This window comes from Rahnella woolbedingensis (assembly GCF_003602095.1).
Lineage (GTDB): Bacteria > Pseudomonadota > Gammaproteobacteria > Enterobacterales > Enterobacteriaceae > Rahnella > Rahnella woolbedingensis.
This window is the reverse complement of sequence record NZ_RAHH01000006.1, coordinates 1-15,147: the sequence shown is the minus strand read 5'-3', so window position 1 is coordinate 15,147 and position 15,147 is coordinate 1. Positions and strand designations below refer to the sequence as shown.

The following is a 15,147-nucleotide window of genomic DNA, read 5'->3' as shown; positions in this document are numbered from 1 at the left end:
GATGATCGCTCATGCAAATATACTGTGTATGCATACAGTATATCTACATGAGGAATTGGTCAAAGAATTATGCTGGAATCACAAACACACTGTGTACATGAATGTGTGCTTTAATGTTCATTTAAGCCTGATGTGTATTTTAATTTACTGATTTAATTGATGTTAATCCAGTAACGGCATCACCTATCGAAGGGCATACCATTCCTTATGTTTCAATGGATTCATCAATGCACCGAGAATGTCTGAAAGTACGTTAACCACAATCACCAGCGAGCCGACCACCATCACACCTGCTGAAATCGCGGCGTAATCCTGCTGGCGGATAGCATTAATGAGCCAGCGGCCAACACCCGGCCAGTTAAAGACCACTTCGGTAATCATCGCCAGCGTTAGCATGGTCGAAAATTGCAGGCCGAGCTTTGGAATGACCGGCGGCAGCGCGTTGTGCAATACGTGACGACGGATGATAGTAAAGCGTGACAATCCTCGCGTCGCTGCGGCTTTGACATAGTTTTTCGCCAGCACATCGTCGGTGGAAATACGCATCAGGCGGATAACTTCGGTTGTCGGCGCTACGGCCAGCGCGGAAATCGGCAGAATCATATGGTGGATGGCACTCATGATCATTTCATGGCGATAAGGCGAATCAGACAGCCACGCGTCAACCAGCGTCAGGCCGGTGACAGTTTTCAGCTGATAGAGTAAATCAAGGCGACCGGATACCGGCAACCAGCCGAGCTGCATTGAGAAGAACAGCATCAGCAGCACGGCCAGCCAGAATACCGGAATGGAAAACCCGAGCAGGGCAAGGCTGCTGATTGCGACATCCGGCCATTTTCCGCGCATTACGCCCGCCAGAATTCCCAGTGGGATCCCAACGATTAAGGCCAGTGAAAAGGCCAGCACGCACAGTTCCATCGTTGCCGGGAATACGGCTTTGAGCTGATAAGTAATACTCTCGCCATTGATACTCGACACGCCAAAGTCAAACTGGCAGATGCCTAAAAAATAGAAACGGTAGGCATCCCATAACGATGCACCGCGCAGCGGAGCGTTGGGCGTAAAATAGCTCAGGCTAAATGCCACCAGGCTGAGAAAGAACAATGTGGTTATCAGCAATAATATGCGTCGTAACGTGAAGATAATCATGGGGCTTTCCTTCCTTCATCATCACGGCTTTTGTCATCCTCGCGGAAGACGCCGGCAAACGACGAGTTACCAAACGGGCTCAGTACCAGCCCTTTGATGTCGTAACGATAAGCCTGAAGTCGCAGGGAAGAGGCCAGCGGCAACACCGGCAGCTCCTTCTCCAGGATTTTTTGCGCCTGTTGATAAAACTCAATACGTTGCGAAAGTTGCTGTGACAAAAGCCCCTGACGGAGCAGTTCGTCAAATGCCGGATCACACCAGTGAGCATAGTTGGTCTGCGAATGAAGCGCTGCACAACTGAGCATCGGACGGAAGAAACTGTCCGGGTCATTGCTGTCCGTTGACCAGCCTGTGAGCGTCAGGTCATGATTCATTTCCATCAGCTTCGCTTCCTGAAAACGTCCTTCGACCGGAACAATAGTCACTTTAATCCCGACCTGGGCTAAATCTGCCTGGATCAGTTCTGCGGTTTTCAGCGGGCTCGGGTTGAATGATTGCGACGCCGTCGGTACCCACAAATGCAGATTGAGCTTTTCCTGTCCCAGATCTTTTAAAATCTTTCTGGCTTTATCGGGATTATATTCCGTGACCTGCGCGTTGCTGTCATACGCCCATGACGCACGAGGCAAAATAGACGCAGCGGTTTCAGCGGTGCCGTAATAAATCGACTGCATCAGGCGCTGATTATTGATAGACAGCGCAACGACCTGACGAATACGCGGATCGTTGAGCGGCGCTTTATTGGTATTGAACGCCAGATAAGCGACGTTCATCCCCGGACGCAGAGAGAGGCGCAGGCGCGGATCTTCGCGCAAAATCGACAGCTGACTGGCCGCCGGATAAGCCAGTACATCACACTCGCCGGTCAGTAATTTGGACAAGCGCCCGGTGCCGCCGACGCCCATATCAATCACTATCTGCGCCATGCGCGGGGTGCCTTTCCAGTATTGTCCGTTACGTGCCAGACGCACATACTGACCGGTGCGGTATTCGCCCAGCTGGAACGGACCTGTTCCCACTGGCTGACGGTCAATTTCCTCTTCATTACCGGCCTGGGTCAGATTCGCTGCATATTCAGCCGAAAGCACCGGTGCGTAGTGCGTGGCGAGATGCCAGAGGAATGAGGCGTCAGGATTATTGAGACGGAATTCGACGGTATAATCGTCGAGTTTTTTGATGCTTTTCACTGTACGGGCAAATTGCAGGCTGTCGAAATACGGATATTCCTCACCGTTCACCGCGTGATAATGATTATTCGGATCCACGATGCGCTGGAAACTGAACACCACGTCGTCAGCGTTCATTTTGCGCGAAGGTGAAAACCAGCTGGTTTTCTGGAAAGGCACATCTTTGCGCAGATGGAAACGGTAGGTCGCGCCTTCATCCAGCACTTCCCAGCTTTGCGCCAGTTCGGGGATAAGACGATACGTATAAGGGTCAACGTCCAGCAACCGGTCGTATAACTGCGCGGCAAGTGTGTCGATAATCAGCCCGCTGCTGGCCTTTTGCGGGTTAAACGTATTGACCATGCCATTAACGCAATAGACAAAGCCGCTCTGGCGAATATCTTTCACCGGCGCAGAGACTGCGGTCGGGCCGGGGTGTGTTGGGGCAGTCTCAGCAAAAACTGCTGTGGACAGGCCGCTCAGTAAAAGCATCCACAAAGTTAGACGACGCATAAAGGCTTCAAAGTTAAGGTGCAATAGCCTAAGTGTACCGTACTCTGCGAGGTACCCCAATCCATTGCACAAAACAGCCAGCGATCCTGCGGCACTTCGCGCAAAAACTGTCCTGAACGGCCTGAGAAAAACAAAAACTGGCGTCCACAACAACCTTAAGGGTGTTCAATAAGTAGCCATAACGTCATTGTGGTAATGAGAAATATTCTCAACAAAATGCTTTACAGACGATACTGAGAACTATTATCATTCATTTAACCGGACGAGAGGCGGCCCGCCAGGGACGTTTTTCGCGAGGTACGACATTGCTCACATTGCTTCCAGTATTACTTAGCCAGCTCGGGTGCTGGCTTTTTTTTGCCTGTTATTCAGCGACTTCCTGCGAATTCACCTGTATTGCGTGTTTCTTCAACATCCCGCGTAACTGATGATAAGTCACATTCAGCAGCTCGGCCGCCTTGCGTTGATTAAACCGCGCCTGCCGTAACGCCTGTTCAATGAGATTCTTTTCCTGCTCCGTCACCCATTGTTTGAGATCCAGCGGCAGCGTCGGCAGATTTTCTGGCTTGCTGATATCCGTCGTTTCTGCGGCAGCAGTGCGCTGCGCAAACGGATTCAGGATAATATTATCGAGCGGAAAATCACTGGTGCCGTGGCGATACATCGAGCGTTCGACGACATTTTTCAGCTCGCGGATATTGCCCGGCCAGCGGTAGGCCAGCAGGGTTTCGCGGGCATGCTCCGTAAATCCGGGAAATAATGGCAGCGAAAGTTCGCGGCACATCTGAATGGCGAAATGCTCGGCCAGTAACATGATGTCCTGCTGGCGCTCGCGCAGCGGTGGCAGTTGCACGACATCAAACGCCAGGCGGTCCAGCAGGTCGGCGCGAAATTTTCCTTCTGCCGCCAGCTGCGGTAAATCATCGTTTGTCGCACACACCAGCCGTACATCCACCTGCAGCGGCTGACTGCCACCGACGCGTTCAAGGTGCCCGTATTCAATCACGCGCAGCAATTTTTCCTGCACCAGCATTGGCGCCGTCGCCAGTTCATCGAGAAATAACGTGCCACCGTCCGCACGTTCAAAGCGCCCGAGATGGCGTTTCTGCGCGCCGGTAAACGCACCTGCTTCATGGCCGAACAGCTCGGAATCCAGCAGATTCTCGTTGAGCGCCGCACAGTTAAGTGAAATGAACGGCCCCTGCCAGCGGGGTGACAGATAATGCAGGCGATGCGCGATCAGTTCTTTACCGCTGCCGCGTTCGCCGGTCACCAGAACGGGTTTGTTCAGTTTCGCCAGCTGCGAGACCTGTTCCAGTACTTCAATAAAGGCATTGGCCTCACCGAGCAAATTATCTGTGTTATCCGTCATTTGGCTTTCCTTGTGTGGTGAAACACACTAACTCTTAGTGAAAATAATCATCTCGAAAAATAAGCATAGCAGATGCAAAAATAAAAACTTCAATTTATTCATGAAGATAATGATTTTAAAAAGTTGGCACGGATCCTGATATAGGTTTATCGCAGCGGAATAAAATTTCCTGCTGCTTTAACCGGTATCTGATTGGCCGGAGACTCAACAAAATCTAAGAGGAATTTCGATTATGGGTATTTTTTCTCGCTTCGCTGACATCATTAACGCCAACATCAATACGTTGCTGGATAAAGCTGAAGATCCGCAGAAACTGGTACGTCTGATGATTCAGGAAATGGAAGACACGCTGGTGGAGTTGCGTTCGACTTCCGCCCGTGCGCTGGCAGAAAAGAAACAGCTTATCCGCCGTATCGATCAGGGCGAATCCCAGCAGGCTGAATGGCAGGACAAAGCCGAACTGGCGCTGCGTAAAGATAAAGACGATCTGGCCCGTGCGGCGCTGATCGAAAAGCAAAAACTGTCCGAGCTGGTTACCACGCTGAAAAACGAAGTGACCGTGGTAGAAGAAACGCTGGATCGCATGAAGTCAGAAATTGGCGAGCTGGAAAGCAAACTGACCGAAACCCGTGCGCGTCAGCAGGCGCTGACTTTACGCCATCAGGCCGCAGCCTCTTCGCGTGACGTTCGCCGTCAGCTCGACAGCGGTAAAATTGATGAAGCGATGGCGCGTTTTGAGCAGTTCGAACGCCGCATCGATCATATGGAAGCGGAAGCAGAAAGCGTCAGCATTGGTAAAAAGAAATCGCTGGATCAGCAGTTCGCCGAGCTGAAAGCCGACGATGAAATCAGCGCACAAATTGCTGCCCTGAAAGCTAAAATGAACGGCAATCAGGACGCGTAATGTTTGCCATCAAACCTGCCTGTCCGCAGGCAGGTTGTTGCAGGATAAACGCCGTAACCGGTAATAAAAAAGACTCATAAGGAGATGCAATGAGCTTCCTGTTTTTAGCTATTCCGCTGACTATTTTCGTTTTATTCGTGGCGCCTGTCTGGTTATGGCTTCACTACAGCAATCGCCAGCAAAATGGCAGTCAGCTCAGTCAGCATGAGATGCAAAATCTCACCAGCCTGACTCATGAGGCGCAGCGTATGCGCGAACGTATTCAGGCGCTGGAAGAAATTCTTGATGCCGAACATCCGGGCTGGAGGCAATCATAATGGCGACCCGTCTGTCTGAGAAAAAACTCTACCGCGTGCCGGAAGAGGGCGTGGTGAAAGGTGTGCTGGCCGGGCTGGCGCATTATCTGGGCGTACCGGTAAAACTGCTGCGTATCATGGCTGTGCTGTCAGTTTTCTTCGGCTTGTTTATGTTCACCTTGGTGGCGTACATCATTCTCAGCTACGTGCTGGATCCGGTACTGGCCAGCGAATATGAAGATGAAAATGCACCGTCGCCGCGTAATTTGCTGGAAGAAGCTGACCGCGAACTGAAAGCCAGCGAGCAGCGTTTACGTCAGGTCGAGCGTTACGTCACTTCCGAAACTTTCGGCGTACGCAGCCGTTTCCGTCAGCTTTAACTCTTTACTCACCGCTTTGCCTCTGGCTGCCGGACGTTGCTCCGGCTGCTATTTTCCTTCTCACCTCCCGCTTAAGGAATCTTTATGACCCGTTACCTGAATTCCTCGCTGCCGGGTAAGCGCAGCATGTTTTCGAAAATACTGAGCCTCGCTTTTACGCTGGCGCTCACTTTCGGTCCTGCCGGGCTGGCAGCACGCGTGCTGGGTGTGGTGGGAAAAGGGCCACTTCGGTATGTTTTAGCACTATTATTAGAACCGTTATTCAAACGTATTCTTACTGCGCTGTTTGGGCGCTACGCCAGGGAGAGCAATGAAAAGACTACAAAACGACTTTAGTTCACTGATCAATCGCGGCATGGACAGGCATCTGCGGCTGGCCGTCACCGGTTTAAGCCGCAGCGGAAAGACCGCATTTATCACCGCCTTCGTTAACCAGCTTTTACATATGCACAGCGGCGCACGTTTACCGCTGTTTTCGGCTGCGCGCGAAGAGCGGTTGCTGGGCGTGAAACGCGTCCCTCAGCGTGATCTGGGTGTGTCGCGTTTTGCCTATGATGAAGGTCTGGCGGCACTTTACGGCACGCCGCCTGCGTGGCCAACGCCGACCCGTGGCGTCAGCGAAATCCGCCTGGCGCTGCGCTACCGTTCCAATGATTCCCTGCTGCGTCACTTTAAAGACACCTCCACGTTATATCTGGAGATCGTCGATTATCCCGGCGAATGGCTGCTGGATTTGCCGATGCTGGAGCAAAATTATCTCGACTGGTCCCGCCAGATGGCGGGGCTGTTACAGGGCGATCGCGCTGAATGGGCGAAGCCGTGGCTGACGCTGTGCGAACAATGCGATCCGCTGGCACCGGCGGATGAAAATCTGCTGGGCGCGATTGCGCAGGCGTACACCGATTATCTGGTGCGCTGCAAAACCGAAGGGCTGCACTTTATCCAGCCGGGACGTTTTGTTCTGCCGGGTGACATGGCCGGTGCGCCCGCACTGCAATTTTTCCCGTGGCCGGAGCTGAGCCGCTATTCCGATGCGCAGCTGGCGCAGGCGGATAAAAACAGCAATCTGGGTATACTGCGCGCGCGTTTCGACTATTACTGTCAGCACATCGTGAAAGGTTTTTATAAAGATCACTTTGTGAAATTTGACCGCCAGATTGTGCTGGTCGATTGCCTGCAACCGCTCAACAGCGGGCCGCAGGCATTCAACGATATGCGCCTCGCGCTGACTCAACTGATGCAAAGTTTCCATTACGGTAAGCGCACGCTGTTGCGTCGCCTGTTCAATCCGTGCATCGATAAACTGATGTTTGCGGCGACTAAGGCTGACCATATTACCGGCGATCAGCATGCCAATCTGGTGTCACTGCTCCAGCAGCTGGTACAGGAAGCCTGGCAGAACGCCGCTTTCGAAGGCATCAGTATGGATTGTGCCGGACTGGCTTCTGTTCAGGCGACTGAAACCGGTATGGTCGAATATCAGGGGCAAAGTCTGCCTGCGCTCAAAGGCCATCGTTTACAGGATGGCGCGCCGCTGACGGTGTTCCCTGGCGAAGTGCCGGCGCGCCTGCCGGGACATGCATTCTGGCAAAAACAGGGTTTCCATTTTGACGAGTTTCGTCCACGTGAAATGAGCGTGGACACGCCGTTGCCGCACATCCGTCTGGATGCGGTGATGGAGTTTTTACTGGGAGATAAAATGCGATGAGCGAACCGATAAAACCGCGTATCGATTTTGAAACGGAATTAAAAGCGCCGGTGGAACCGGTGATCAAACCTGCGCTGGCGTTTGACGAACAGATTTCAGAACGCTTTATTCCGGTCACCGCCGAAACCGACGAGCAGCAGGAAGAGGGTGAAGCCGAAGCCGTGCTCAGCCGCGCGCTGAAGCCCCGCCGCAGCCTGTGGGGCAAAATTGTGCGCCTTGGCGTCGCGGTGCTGGGCATCAGCGTGGTGGCGCAGGGCGTGCAATGGGTACACGAAGCGTGGATCCAGCAGGACTGGGTAGCACTCGGCGCATGCACGGCGGGCGGACTGATTATCCTTGCCGGTGTCGGTTCGGTTGCCACCGAATGGCGACGCTTGTACCGCCTGCGTCAGCGCGCCGATGAACGTGATGAGGCGCGTGAATTAATGCACAGTCACGGTTTAGGACAGGGGCGGGCGTTTTGCGAAAAACTCGCCGCGCAGGCCGGGCTGGATAACAGTCATCCGGCTTTGCAGCGCTGGCAGGCGTCACTGCATGAAACACAGAATGACCGCGAAGTGGTCGAGCTGTATGCCCGGTTAGTTCAGCCGGTGCTGGATGCCCAGGCGCGTCGTGAAATCAGCCATTCGGCGGCGGAATCCGCGCTGATGATTGCCGTCAGCCCGCTGGCGCTGGTGGATATGGCATTTATCGCCTGGCGTAACCTGCGTCTGGTTAACCGTATCGCCATGCTGTACGGCATTGAACTGGGCTATTACAGCCGCATCCGGTTATTCCGTCTGGTTCTGCTGAACATGGCGTTTGCCGGTGCGTCTGAATTGGTGCGCGAAGTGGGGATGGACTGGATGTCGCAGGATCTGGCGGCCCGTCTTTCTGCCCGTGCGGCACAAGGCATCGGCGCCGGTTTACTGACTGCGCGTCTGGGCATCAAAACCATGGAACTTTGTCGGCCGTTGCCGTGGCTGGATGGCGATAAACCGAAGCTGGGTGATTTTCGCCGCGAGCTGATCGGTAAGCTGAAAAACAGCATGGTGAAAAGCGATAAAACTAAATCAGGCGTGTGATATTTCACCCGTTTCATACCGCCAATGTTTCATACCGCCAATAATAAAAGCCCCCAAATAAATGGGGGCTTGTATTACGCTGATTAACCTTTAAAGACTGAAAACTAGGTTGTCAGATAGTTCTGTGCTTTAGCAAGACCATCGGAAATTTGTGAATACGCCTTGTTCACCGCATTACCGGTGTCACTTACCGCGTCCTGACCAAAGTTTGATAGGCGATCGGCAACTTTATTCACATCTTCCGACCAACCCGCACCATTAACCATTTCAATATCATGTTCTGTTAATTGTTTCATCTTAGGCCTTCCTTTTAATCTGTTAAAGCAAGTCCCCTTAAAAACCGGGGGCGATGAAAACATTGAGTAATGCTATGGAGATAATTTCTACGCAATGTCTTCACGGGGATTAAGCCTAGAACACTGACGAAGGAATTTGACTAGGAATAATCTCCTAAGTTGAATTTTATGCTTAACTCATTGTTTTAAAATTGAATAAAAAGTTAAAAGAATCTGATTTATTAATTTCACGTATAAAAAATAATCGGTTAAGGCTGAGGGGAATTATTTCTAAGACAAAAAGTAAATTAATATTACGGCGTGACTGTCTCCCGTCGGAAATACCGGCCAGCGATGTTTCAGAGTAATCGCGGTGGCAGGAGGTTTTCGGGCTGCTATCTTTTAAAGATTGTGTTTTTACAGCCTGTTTTTCCGGAACAAAAAATATGCTCTTTCGTAAAGAGGTCAATGAACATCAGCAAAACCACTGGACGGGTAAGGCGTTATTACTTGCCGGCTGGCCTGTATGGATTGTGACGTCACTGACCGCTGTTTTTATTATTTGCTTACTGATATTCCTAATTTTCACTAATTACACCCGGCGGATTAATGTCAGCGGTGAAATTATCACCCAACCGCACAGTATTAATTTGTTCAGCCCGGAACAGGGCGTGATCACTAAACTGTATGTTGATACCGGCAAGCGGGTTAAAAAAGGTCAGCCGCTGTATGAAATTGACGTCAGTCGCGTGACACAGGCGGGCAATGTCAGCACCACCACGCTCGCCGCGATTAAAAAACAGCGTGAGCAAATTGATTCGATTGTCGCTCAGCTTGAGCACAACAAGCAGGAAACGCTGCAAAACCTGCAACAACAGTTAGAGCAATATGAGAAAGCCCATCAGGTTTCGCAAAGCATGGTGGATTCCGCGCAGGAAGGGCTGGATGCCATGAAAAAAAGCATGCAGAACTATGGCGCATATCAGAAGAAAGGGCTCATCAATACCGATCAGTTGAACAACCAGCGTTACCTTTTTTACCAGCAGCAAACCTCGTTTCAGAGTCTGAACACCCAGGCGATTCAGGAAGCGTTGCAAATCACCAATCTGCGCAGCGAACTGGTCACGCGCGCCGCCGAGTTTGATAATCAGATTTCACAGTACGGCTACCAGCGTAACGATCTGGAGCGACAACTGGCGCAAGCCGATGCCAAAGGTTCCCTGCTCATCACCGCCCCGACATCGGGCAAAATCTCCTCGCTGAGCGTCACGCCCGGCCAGATGGTCAACGCCGGTGACAGCCTGGCGCAGCTGGTGCCCGCCAGTAATTCTCCGTTCTTTCTCGTTGCCTGGCTGCCCAATGAAAGCGTGCCTTACGTGAAAGCGGGCGAGCACATTAATATCCGCTACGAAGCCTATCCGTTTGAAAAATATGGCCAGTTCCCCGGCAAGGTGGAATCGATTTCCTCGGCACCCGTTTCGGAACAGGAACTCAATTCTTACGCCAGCGCGCCGCGCACGGCCAACGGCATGGTCAGCGGGCCCTATTACAAAGTGATTGTTTCACTGGACAAAAAAGCGATGGACTGGCACGGCGAGACGCTGAATTTATCCAGCGGCATGAAAGCCGAATCAACATTATTCCTGGAGAAAAGGCCGCTGTATCAGTGGATGTTGTCTCCGTATTACAGCATGAAGAAAAGCGTGGTGGGGCCAATCAATGAATCTCGATAACGTACGGGAGCTGGCTGACCGCCTGCACTTCAGCTGGCGCCACCGGGTGCCGCAGATTATTCAAACCGAAGCCGCCGAGTGCGGGCTGGCCAGTCTGGCGATGGTTTTTGGCTATCACGGCAAACACGTCGATTTGCAGAGTCTGCGCCAGCATTACGGCATTTCCTCGCGCGGGGCGACGCTGCGCACGCTGATGGACATCGCCACGGCCAATGAGATGAAATCCCGCGCCCTGAAGCTGGATATCGACGAACTGAATGCGCTGAAAACGCCGTGTATTTTGCACTGGGATCTCAATCATTTCGTGGTGCTGGTCGGTGTTAAACAGGGCAAAGTGATTATTCACGATCCGGCATTTGGGCGTCGTTCGCTGGGGATGCGCGAGGTTTCCGAACATTTCACCGGCGTGGCGCTTGAGCTGTGGCCGGACAACGGTTTCACCTCTGAAAAACCGCGCGTGCGGCTGGATCTGCGCAAAATGATGGGTAACGTCAGCGGGCTTATTCCGGCGCTGACCAAAATCTTCTGCCTGTCGCTGATGATCGAATCGGTCAACCTGCTGCTGCCGGTGGGCATGCAGCTGGTGATGGACCACGTGATCCCGGCCAAAGACCCGGATTTGCTGACGCTGATATGTCTCGGTCTGCTGTTCTTCATCATATTCCGCACCGGCGTCAGTATGCTGCGCGCCTGGACGTCACTGGTGATGAGTACGCTGATTGACGTGCAGTGGAAAGCGCGGCTGTTTGATCATCTGATGAAACTGCCTCTCGATTACTTTGAGAAACGCAAACTCGGTGATATTCAGTCGCGCTTTACCTCGCTCGACACGCTGCGTACCACGCTGACCACCAACGTGGTCAACAGTATTATCGACGGCATTATGTCGGTCGGACTGATCGTGATGATGGTGCTGTACGGCGGCTGGCTGATTTGGGTGATCCTCGGTTTTACGGCGATTTATGTGGTATTCCGCCTGACGACCTATAACGCGTACCGTCAGGTTTCGGAAGAACAAATCGTCAAAGGGGCGCGTGCCGGTTCGCACTTTATGGAAACGTTGTACGGCATCAGCACCCTGAAAGCGCTCGGTTTATCGAAAGCCCGCGCCAATTTCTGGCTGAATCTGAACATTGATAACGCCAATGCTACGGTGCGTAAAACCAAATTTGAAATGATGTTTACCGGCGGCAATACGCTGATTGCCACGCTCGATCAGGTGGCGCTGCTGTGGCTGGGTGCGACACAGGTCATCGACGGGAATATGACGCTCGGGATGTTCGTGGCATTTAACACCTATCGCGGGCAGTTCTCTGAACGTGCGGCCAATCTGCTGAATATGGTGTTACAGCTGCGGATGCTATCCCTGCACCGCGACCGTATCGCCGATATCGCGCTGACTGACACCGAAAAAGCGTTGCCGGAACGCGAACTGCTGCGTGCGGGCGAAGCAGCCTCGCTGGATGTGCGCGATCTGGTTTTCCAGTATGACAGCCTTTCTGCGCCGCTGATCAACGGGCTGAACCTGTCGGTGGCGGCGGGTGAAAGTGTGGCGATCACCGGGCCGTCGGGGCAGGGTAAAACCACGCTGATGAAAATAATGACTGGTTTGCTGACGCCCACCGAGGGCCGTATTCTGATTAATGGCATGGACATCACCACCGCCGGACTGAACAATTACCGCAGCTGTATTGCCTGTGTGTTGCAGGATGACACGTTGTTTGCAGGATCCATCGCCGAGAACATTGCCAGCTTCGATGAGCAGAAAGATGAAGCAAGGATTATCGACTGTGCCCGCCGCTGTAATATTCATGAGGATATCGAACGCATGCCGATGGGCTATGAAACGCTGATAAGCGAACTGGGCGGCAGTTTGTCCGGCGGGCAGAAACAGCGGTTGCTGATTGCCCGCGCGTTATACCGTCGTCCGGCGATTTTATTCCTCGATGAAGCCACCAGCCATCTGGATCTGGACAACGAATCCCGCATCAATCAGGCCATCGCCGAACTGGATATCACGCGGATATTTATTGCGCACAGGCCGTCAACGATTGCATCGGCCGATCGCGAGATAAAACTCGGTTAAATCCTCCCTTCAGGCGGTCCCAAATCCGGGGGCGCCTGACCTAAATTGCGGGCTCTGTTACATCTCCTCACGGAAAGTTCATCATTTGTTTAAAAGTTATTATAAAATGCGGGCTTCATCGTCTGACGGCGCTGCCATGCCTCCTGCCGTCTGAACTGTTTGCGCTCCTGTTTCTAAAAAAATTTCAGTGCAACAGATTAATTTTTAGGAGTTTTCATGTCGAATCAGTTCCCGAGCTCACGCCTTCGCCGCCTGAGACAGTCCGAATCCCTGCGCACTCTTTTTCAGGAAACTGAATTTAGCGTCAACGATCTGGTACTGCCGATTTTCGTAGAAGAAGAGACCTCTGAATACGTACCGATCGTCGCCATGCCGGGTGTGATGCGCATTCCGGAATCCCGCCTGGCGTTTGAAATCGAACGTTACGCCCGTGCCGGTATCCGCTCGGTCATGACCTTTGGTATTTCGCATCATATGGATGCCACCGGCAGCGACACCTGGAACGAAAACGGTCTGGTTGCGCGTATGGCGCGGATCTGTAAAGACACTGTGCCGGAAATGATTGTGATGTCCGACACCTGTTTCTGCGAATACACCTCGCACGGCCACTGCGGCGTACTGCATGACCATGGTGTGGATAACGACGCGACGCTTCTCAATCTCGGCAAACAGGCCGTGGTTGCTGCGGCTGCCGGTGCAGATTTCATTGCACCCTCCGCCGCGCAAGACGGTCAGGTACAGGCCATCCGCAGCGCGCTGGATGAAGCCGGTTTCATCGATACTTCGATCATGGCGTATTCCACCAAGTTCGCGTCCTCAATGTACGGTCCTTTCCGCGAAGCGGGCGGCAGCGTACTGAAAGGCAACCGCAAGCAATACCAGATGAACCCGATGAACCGCCGCGAAGCCGTGCGTGAGTCGCTGATGGATGAGCAGGAAGGTGCCGACGCGCTGATGGTGAAACCGGCTGGCGCGTATCTGGATGTGATCCGCGATATCCGCGAAGCCTCCCGTCTGCCACTGGCGGCGTATCAGGTCAGCGGCGAATACGCGATGATCAAGTTCGCGGCGCAGGCTGGCGCTATTGATGAGCGCGCAGTGGTTCGTGAAAGTCTGGGCGCGATTAAACGTGCGGGCGCAGATATTATCCTGACGTATTTTGCGATGGATATCGCCGAAAACGGTCTGTAATCCCCTTCATCCTTCAGGCCGCAGATGTTTTTGCTGCGGCCGGCAACCCGAATGATTTTGGGTTTAGGAAAAGTGACAGCGATCAAAACCGGGCTTTCGCCTAATGCCGGTCACGTAAGGTGACCGGCATTGTTTTTTTAAAGGATATACTGTTGTATCGGTCAACCGATCCTTAAACGATCAGCATTAGCGCAAAGCGCCCTTTTCTTTGTGCAAAACATGCATATATTTCACTCCTGCTTAAATAAGAATTCTTTGTGACTCCCCTCTCAGTTTATCCCTGCCATCAGGTCTACTGTCGTCACCTATATTATTTATCACATTGATTTTATTGTATTTATGCGATCTATACATCGCTAATGAAATCACTTTCTGATAAATGATTCCACAACAGTTGACGGAATAACTTTATGGCGACTCTTTATGGCGATTAATGGAACCCGCTTTACCTTTGCGGCTGGTAGCGTGGCTAAAGACACCTTTGCTGTCGTGAATTTTCAGCTTTCACAGGCTTACTCCGAACTCTTTACCCTGGACGTCACCCTGGCCAGCAGTGACCCGGCGGTCGGCTTTGAAAAAGTACTGGATGAAATGGCGACGCTGACCATCTGGCAGGGCGAAGAAATCAAACGACGGGTGCGCGGCATCGTTACCTTTTGCGAACAGGGTGATACCGGCAAACATCAGACCCTGTACCGCCTGACTATCCGTCCCAACCTCTGGCGCAGTGCGCAGCGCCGCAACTGCCGCAGTTTTCAGAACCTCGATATTGAAGGTATTCTCAAGCCTTTGCTCAAAGAAATGGGCATCGTCAAATATGACACCCTGTTTCGCGCCAGGCACGACTGGCGGGAGTTTTGCGTGCAGTTTATGGAAAGCGACTACGAATTTATCCGGCGCCTGACCGCTGAAGAAGGCATTTTCTTTTTTGAAGAAGAATATCTGAAAGCCAACGATCAGAAACTAACCTTTGCCGACAACTGCACGGCGCTGACCAGCATGGGGCAGATACCCTACAACCCCAATGCGGCCTCCGAGGCTGATACGTACTGCATCAACAATTTCCGCCGCAGTGCGCAAATCCGCCCTTCGCAGGTGACGTTGCAGGATTACACCTTCACCGCCCCGAACTGGCCGGCACAATTTCAGGACCAGCCGAAGCGAATGCCCTATCAGCATGCGGCCTACGAAATTTTTGATTATCCCGGCCGGTATAAAGACGAACAGCACGGCGAAGATTTTGCCCGCTATCAGATTGAAGGCTGGCGCAATAACGCGGATAGGGTCATGGGAACGTCGAACTCACCCCG

Annotated in this window: 14 protein-coding genes; 10 read left to right on the top strand and 4 right to left on the bottom strand. The window is 52.5% G+C overall.

Annotated elements, in window-relative coordinates:
- Nucleotides 1-183: 183 nt before the first annotated feature.
- From sapB to pspF, 3 genes are all read right to left on the bottom strand, one after another.
- A complete protein-coding gene (gene sapB / locus D6C13_RS05840; RefSeq protein WP_120131885.1) occupies nt 184-1,149 on the bottom strand; it encodes a putrescine export ABC transporter permease SapB in 966 nt (321 codons plus the stop codon).
- Entirely contained in the window at nt 1,146-2,828 is a 1,683-nt protein-coding gene (sapA, locus tag D6C13_RS05835) for an ABC transporter substrate-binding protein SapA (protein WP_120131884.1), read from the bottom strand. Before sapA ends, sapB begins: the two co-directional genes overlap by 4 nt.
- A gap of 364 nt (nt 2,829-3,192) precedes the next feature.
- Nucleotides 3,193-4,200, bottom strand: coding sequence for a phage shock protein operon transcriptional activator (gene pspF, locus D6C13_RS05830; RefSeq protein ID WP_120131883.1), 1,008 nt, complete (start codon nt 4,198-4,200; stop codon nt 3,193-3,195).
- A gap of 232 nt (nt 4,201-4,432) precedes the next feature.
- On the opposite strand from pspF, the gene pspA reads away from it, so the two are divergent.
- The 6 genes from pspA (at nt 4,433) to D6C13_RS05800 (ending at nt 8,552) form a co-directional block, all read left to right on the top strand.
- Entirely contained in the window at nt 4,433-5,104 is a 672-nt protein-coding gene (gene pspA / locus D6C13_RS05825) for a phage shock protein PspA (RefSeq protein ID WP_120131882.1), read from the top strand.
- A gap of 89 nt (nt 5,105-5,193) precedes the next feature.
- Nucleotides 5,194-5,421: an envelope stress response membrane protein PspB gene (gene pspB, locus D6C13_RS05820; protein WP_013576050.1), complete on the top strand. Its 228-nt coding sequence runs from the start codon at nt 5,194-5,196 to the stop codon at nt 5,419-5,421.
- Nucleotides 5,421-5,780 carry an envelope stress response membrane protein PspC gene (gene pspC, locus D6C13_RS05815; protein ID WP_120131881.1) on the top strand — a complete coding sequence of 120 codons (360 nt, stop codon included), beginning with the start codon at nt 5,421-5,423 and terminating at the stop codon, nt 5,778-5,780. The genes pspB and pspC overlap by 1 nt, the downstream gene beginning before the upstream one ends.
- An 84-nt stretch (nt 5,781-5,864) precedes the next feature.
- On the top strand, nt 5,865-6,116 hold the full coding sequence (locus D6C13_RS05810; protein ID WP_120131880.1) for a phage shock protein PspD: 252 nt from the start codon (nt 5,865-5,867) through the stop codon (nt 6,114-6,116).
- Nucleotides 6,091-7,488 carry a YcjX family GTP-binding protein gene (locus tag D6C13_RS05805; protein WP_120131879.1) on the top strand — a complete coding sequence of 466 codons (1,398 nt, stop codon included), beginning with the start codon at nt 6,091-6,093 and terminating at the stop codon, nt 7,486-7,488. The genes D6C13_RS05810 and D6C13_RS05805 overlap by 26 nt, the downstream gene beginning before the upstream one ends.
- On the top strand, nt 7,485-8,552 hold the full coding sequence (locus D6C13_RS05800; protein ID WP_120131878.1) for a YcjF family protein: 1,068 nt from the start codon (nt 7,485-7,487) through the stop codon (nt 8,550-8,552). Before D6C13_RS05805 ends, D6C13_RS05800 begins: the two co-directional genes overlap by 4 nt.
- Nucleotides 8,553-8,656: 104 nt before the next feature.
- Here the strand turns inward: D6C13_RS05800 and D6C13_RS05795 are convergent, their stop codons facing one another.
- Nucleotides 8,657-8,848, bottom strand: a complete 192-nt coding sequence (locus D6C13_RS05795) for a chemotaxis protein (RefSeq protein ID WP_120131877.1) — start codon at nt 8,846-8,848, stop codon at nt 8,657-8,659.
- Nucleotides 8,849-9,273: 425 nt separating this feature from the next.
- On the opposite strand from D6C13_RS05795, the gene D6C13_RS05790 reads away from it, so the two are divergent.
- The 4 genes from D6C13_RS05790 to tssI all read left to right on the top strand — a co-directional run.
- Entirely contained in the window at nt 9,274-10,560 is a 1,287-nt protein-coding gene (locus D6C13_RS05790) for an HlyD family secretion protein (RefSeq protein WP_120131876.1), read from the top strand.
- Nucleotides 10,547-12,646 (top strand): peptidase domain-containing ABC transporter, encoded by a 2,100-nt coding sequence (locus D6C13_RS05785; protein WP_120131875.1) that lies wholly within the window; start codon nt 10,547-10,549, stop codon nt 12,644-12,646. Before D6C13_RS05790 ends, D6C13_RS05785 begins: the two co-directional genes overlap by 14 nt.
- Nucleotides 12,647-12,862: 216 nt before the next feature.
- Entirely contained in the window at nt 12,863-13,837 is a 975-nt protein-coding gene (gene hemB / locus D6C13_RS05780; protein WP_120131874.1) for a porphobilinogen synthase, read from the top strand.
- 423 nt (nt 13,838-14,260) lie between these two features.
- On the top strand, nt 14,261-15,147 hold an 887-nt coding region (gene tssI, locus D6C13_RS05775; RefSeq protein WP_120132064.1), incomplete at its 3' end, for a type VI secretion system tip protein TssI/VgrG.

Coding starts and splice junctions, on each gene's coding strand:
- D6C13_RS05795 (WP_120131877.1), bottom strand. CDS start 8,848: ATGAAACAATTAACAGAACATGATATTGAAATGGTTAATGGTGCGGGT.
- D6C13_RS05790 (WP_120131876.1), top strand. CDS start 9,274: ATGCTCTTTCGTAAAGAGGTCAATGAACATCAGCAAAACCACTGGACG.
- hemB (WP_120131874.1), top strand. CDS start 12,863: ATGTCGAATCAGTTCCCGAGCTCACGCCTTCGCCGCCTGAGACAGTCC.
- sapB (WP_120131885.1), bottom strand. CDS start 1,149: ATGATTATCTTCACGTTACGACGCATATTATTGCTGATAACCACATTG.
- pspA (WP_120131882.1), top strand. CDS start 4,433: ATGGGTATTTTTTCTCGCTTCGCTGACATCATTAACGCCAACATCAAT.
- sapA (WP_120131884.1), bottom strand. CDS start 2,828: ATGCGTCGTCTAACTTTGTGGATGCTTTTACTGAGCGGCCTGTCCACA.
- pspC (WP_120131881.1), top strand. CDS start 5,421: ATGGCGACCCGTCTGTCTGAGAAAAAACTCTACCGCGTGCCGGAAGAG.
- pspB (WP_013576050.1), top strand. CDS start 5,194: ATGAGCTTCCTGTTTTTAGCTATTCCGCTGACTATTTTCGTTTTATTC.
- D6C13_RS05785 (WP_120131875.1), top strand. CDS start 10,547: ATGAATCTCGATAACGTACGGGAGCTGGCTGACCGCCTGCACTTCAGC.
- D6C13_RS05800 (WP_120131878.1), top strand. CDS start 7,485: ATGAGCGAACCGATAAAACCGCGTATCGATTTTGAAACGGAATTAAAA.
- D6C13_RS05810 (WP_120131880.1), top strand. CDS start 5,865: ATGACCCGTTACCTGAATTCCTCGCTGCCGGGTAAGCGCAGCATGTTT.
- pspF (WP_120131883.1), bottom strand. CDS start 4,200: ATGACGGATAACACAGATAATTTGCTCGGTGAGGCCAATGCCTTTATT.
- D6C13_RS05805 (WP_120131879.1), top strand. CDS start 6,091: ATGAAAAGACTACAAAACGACTTTAGTTCACTGATCAATCGCGGCATG.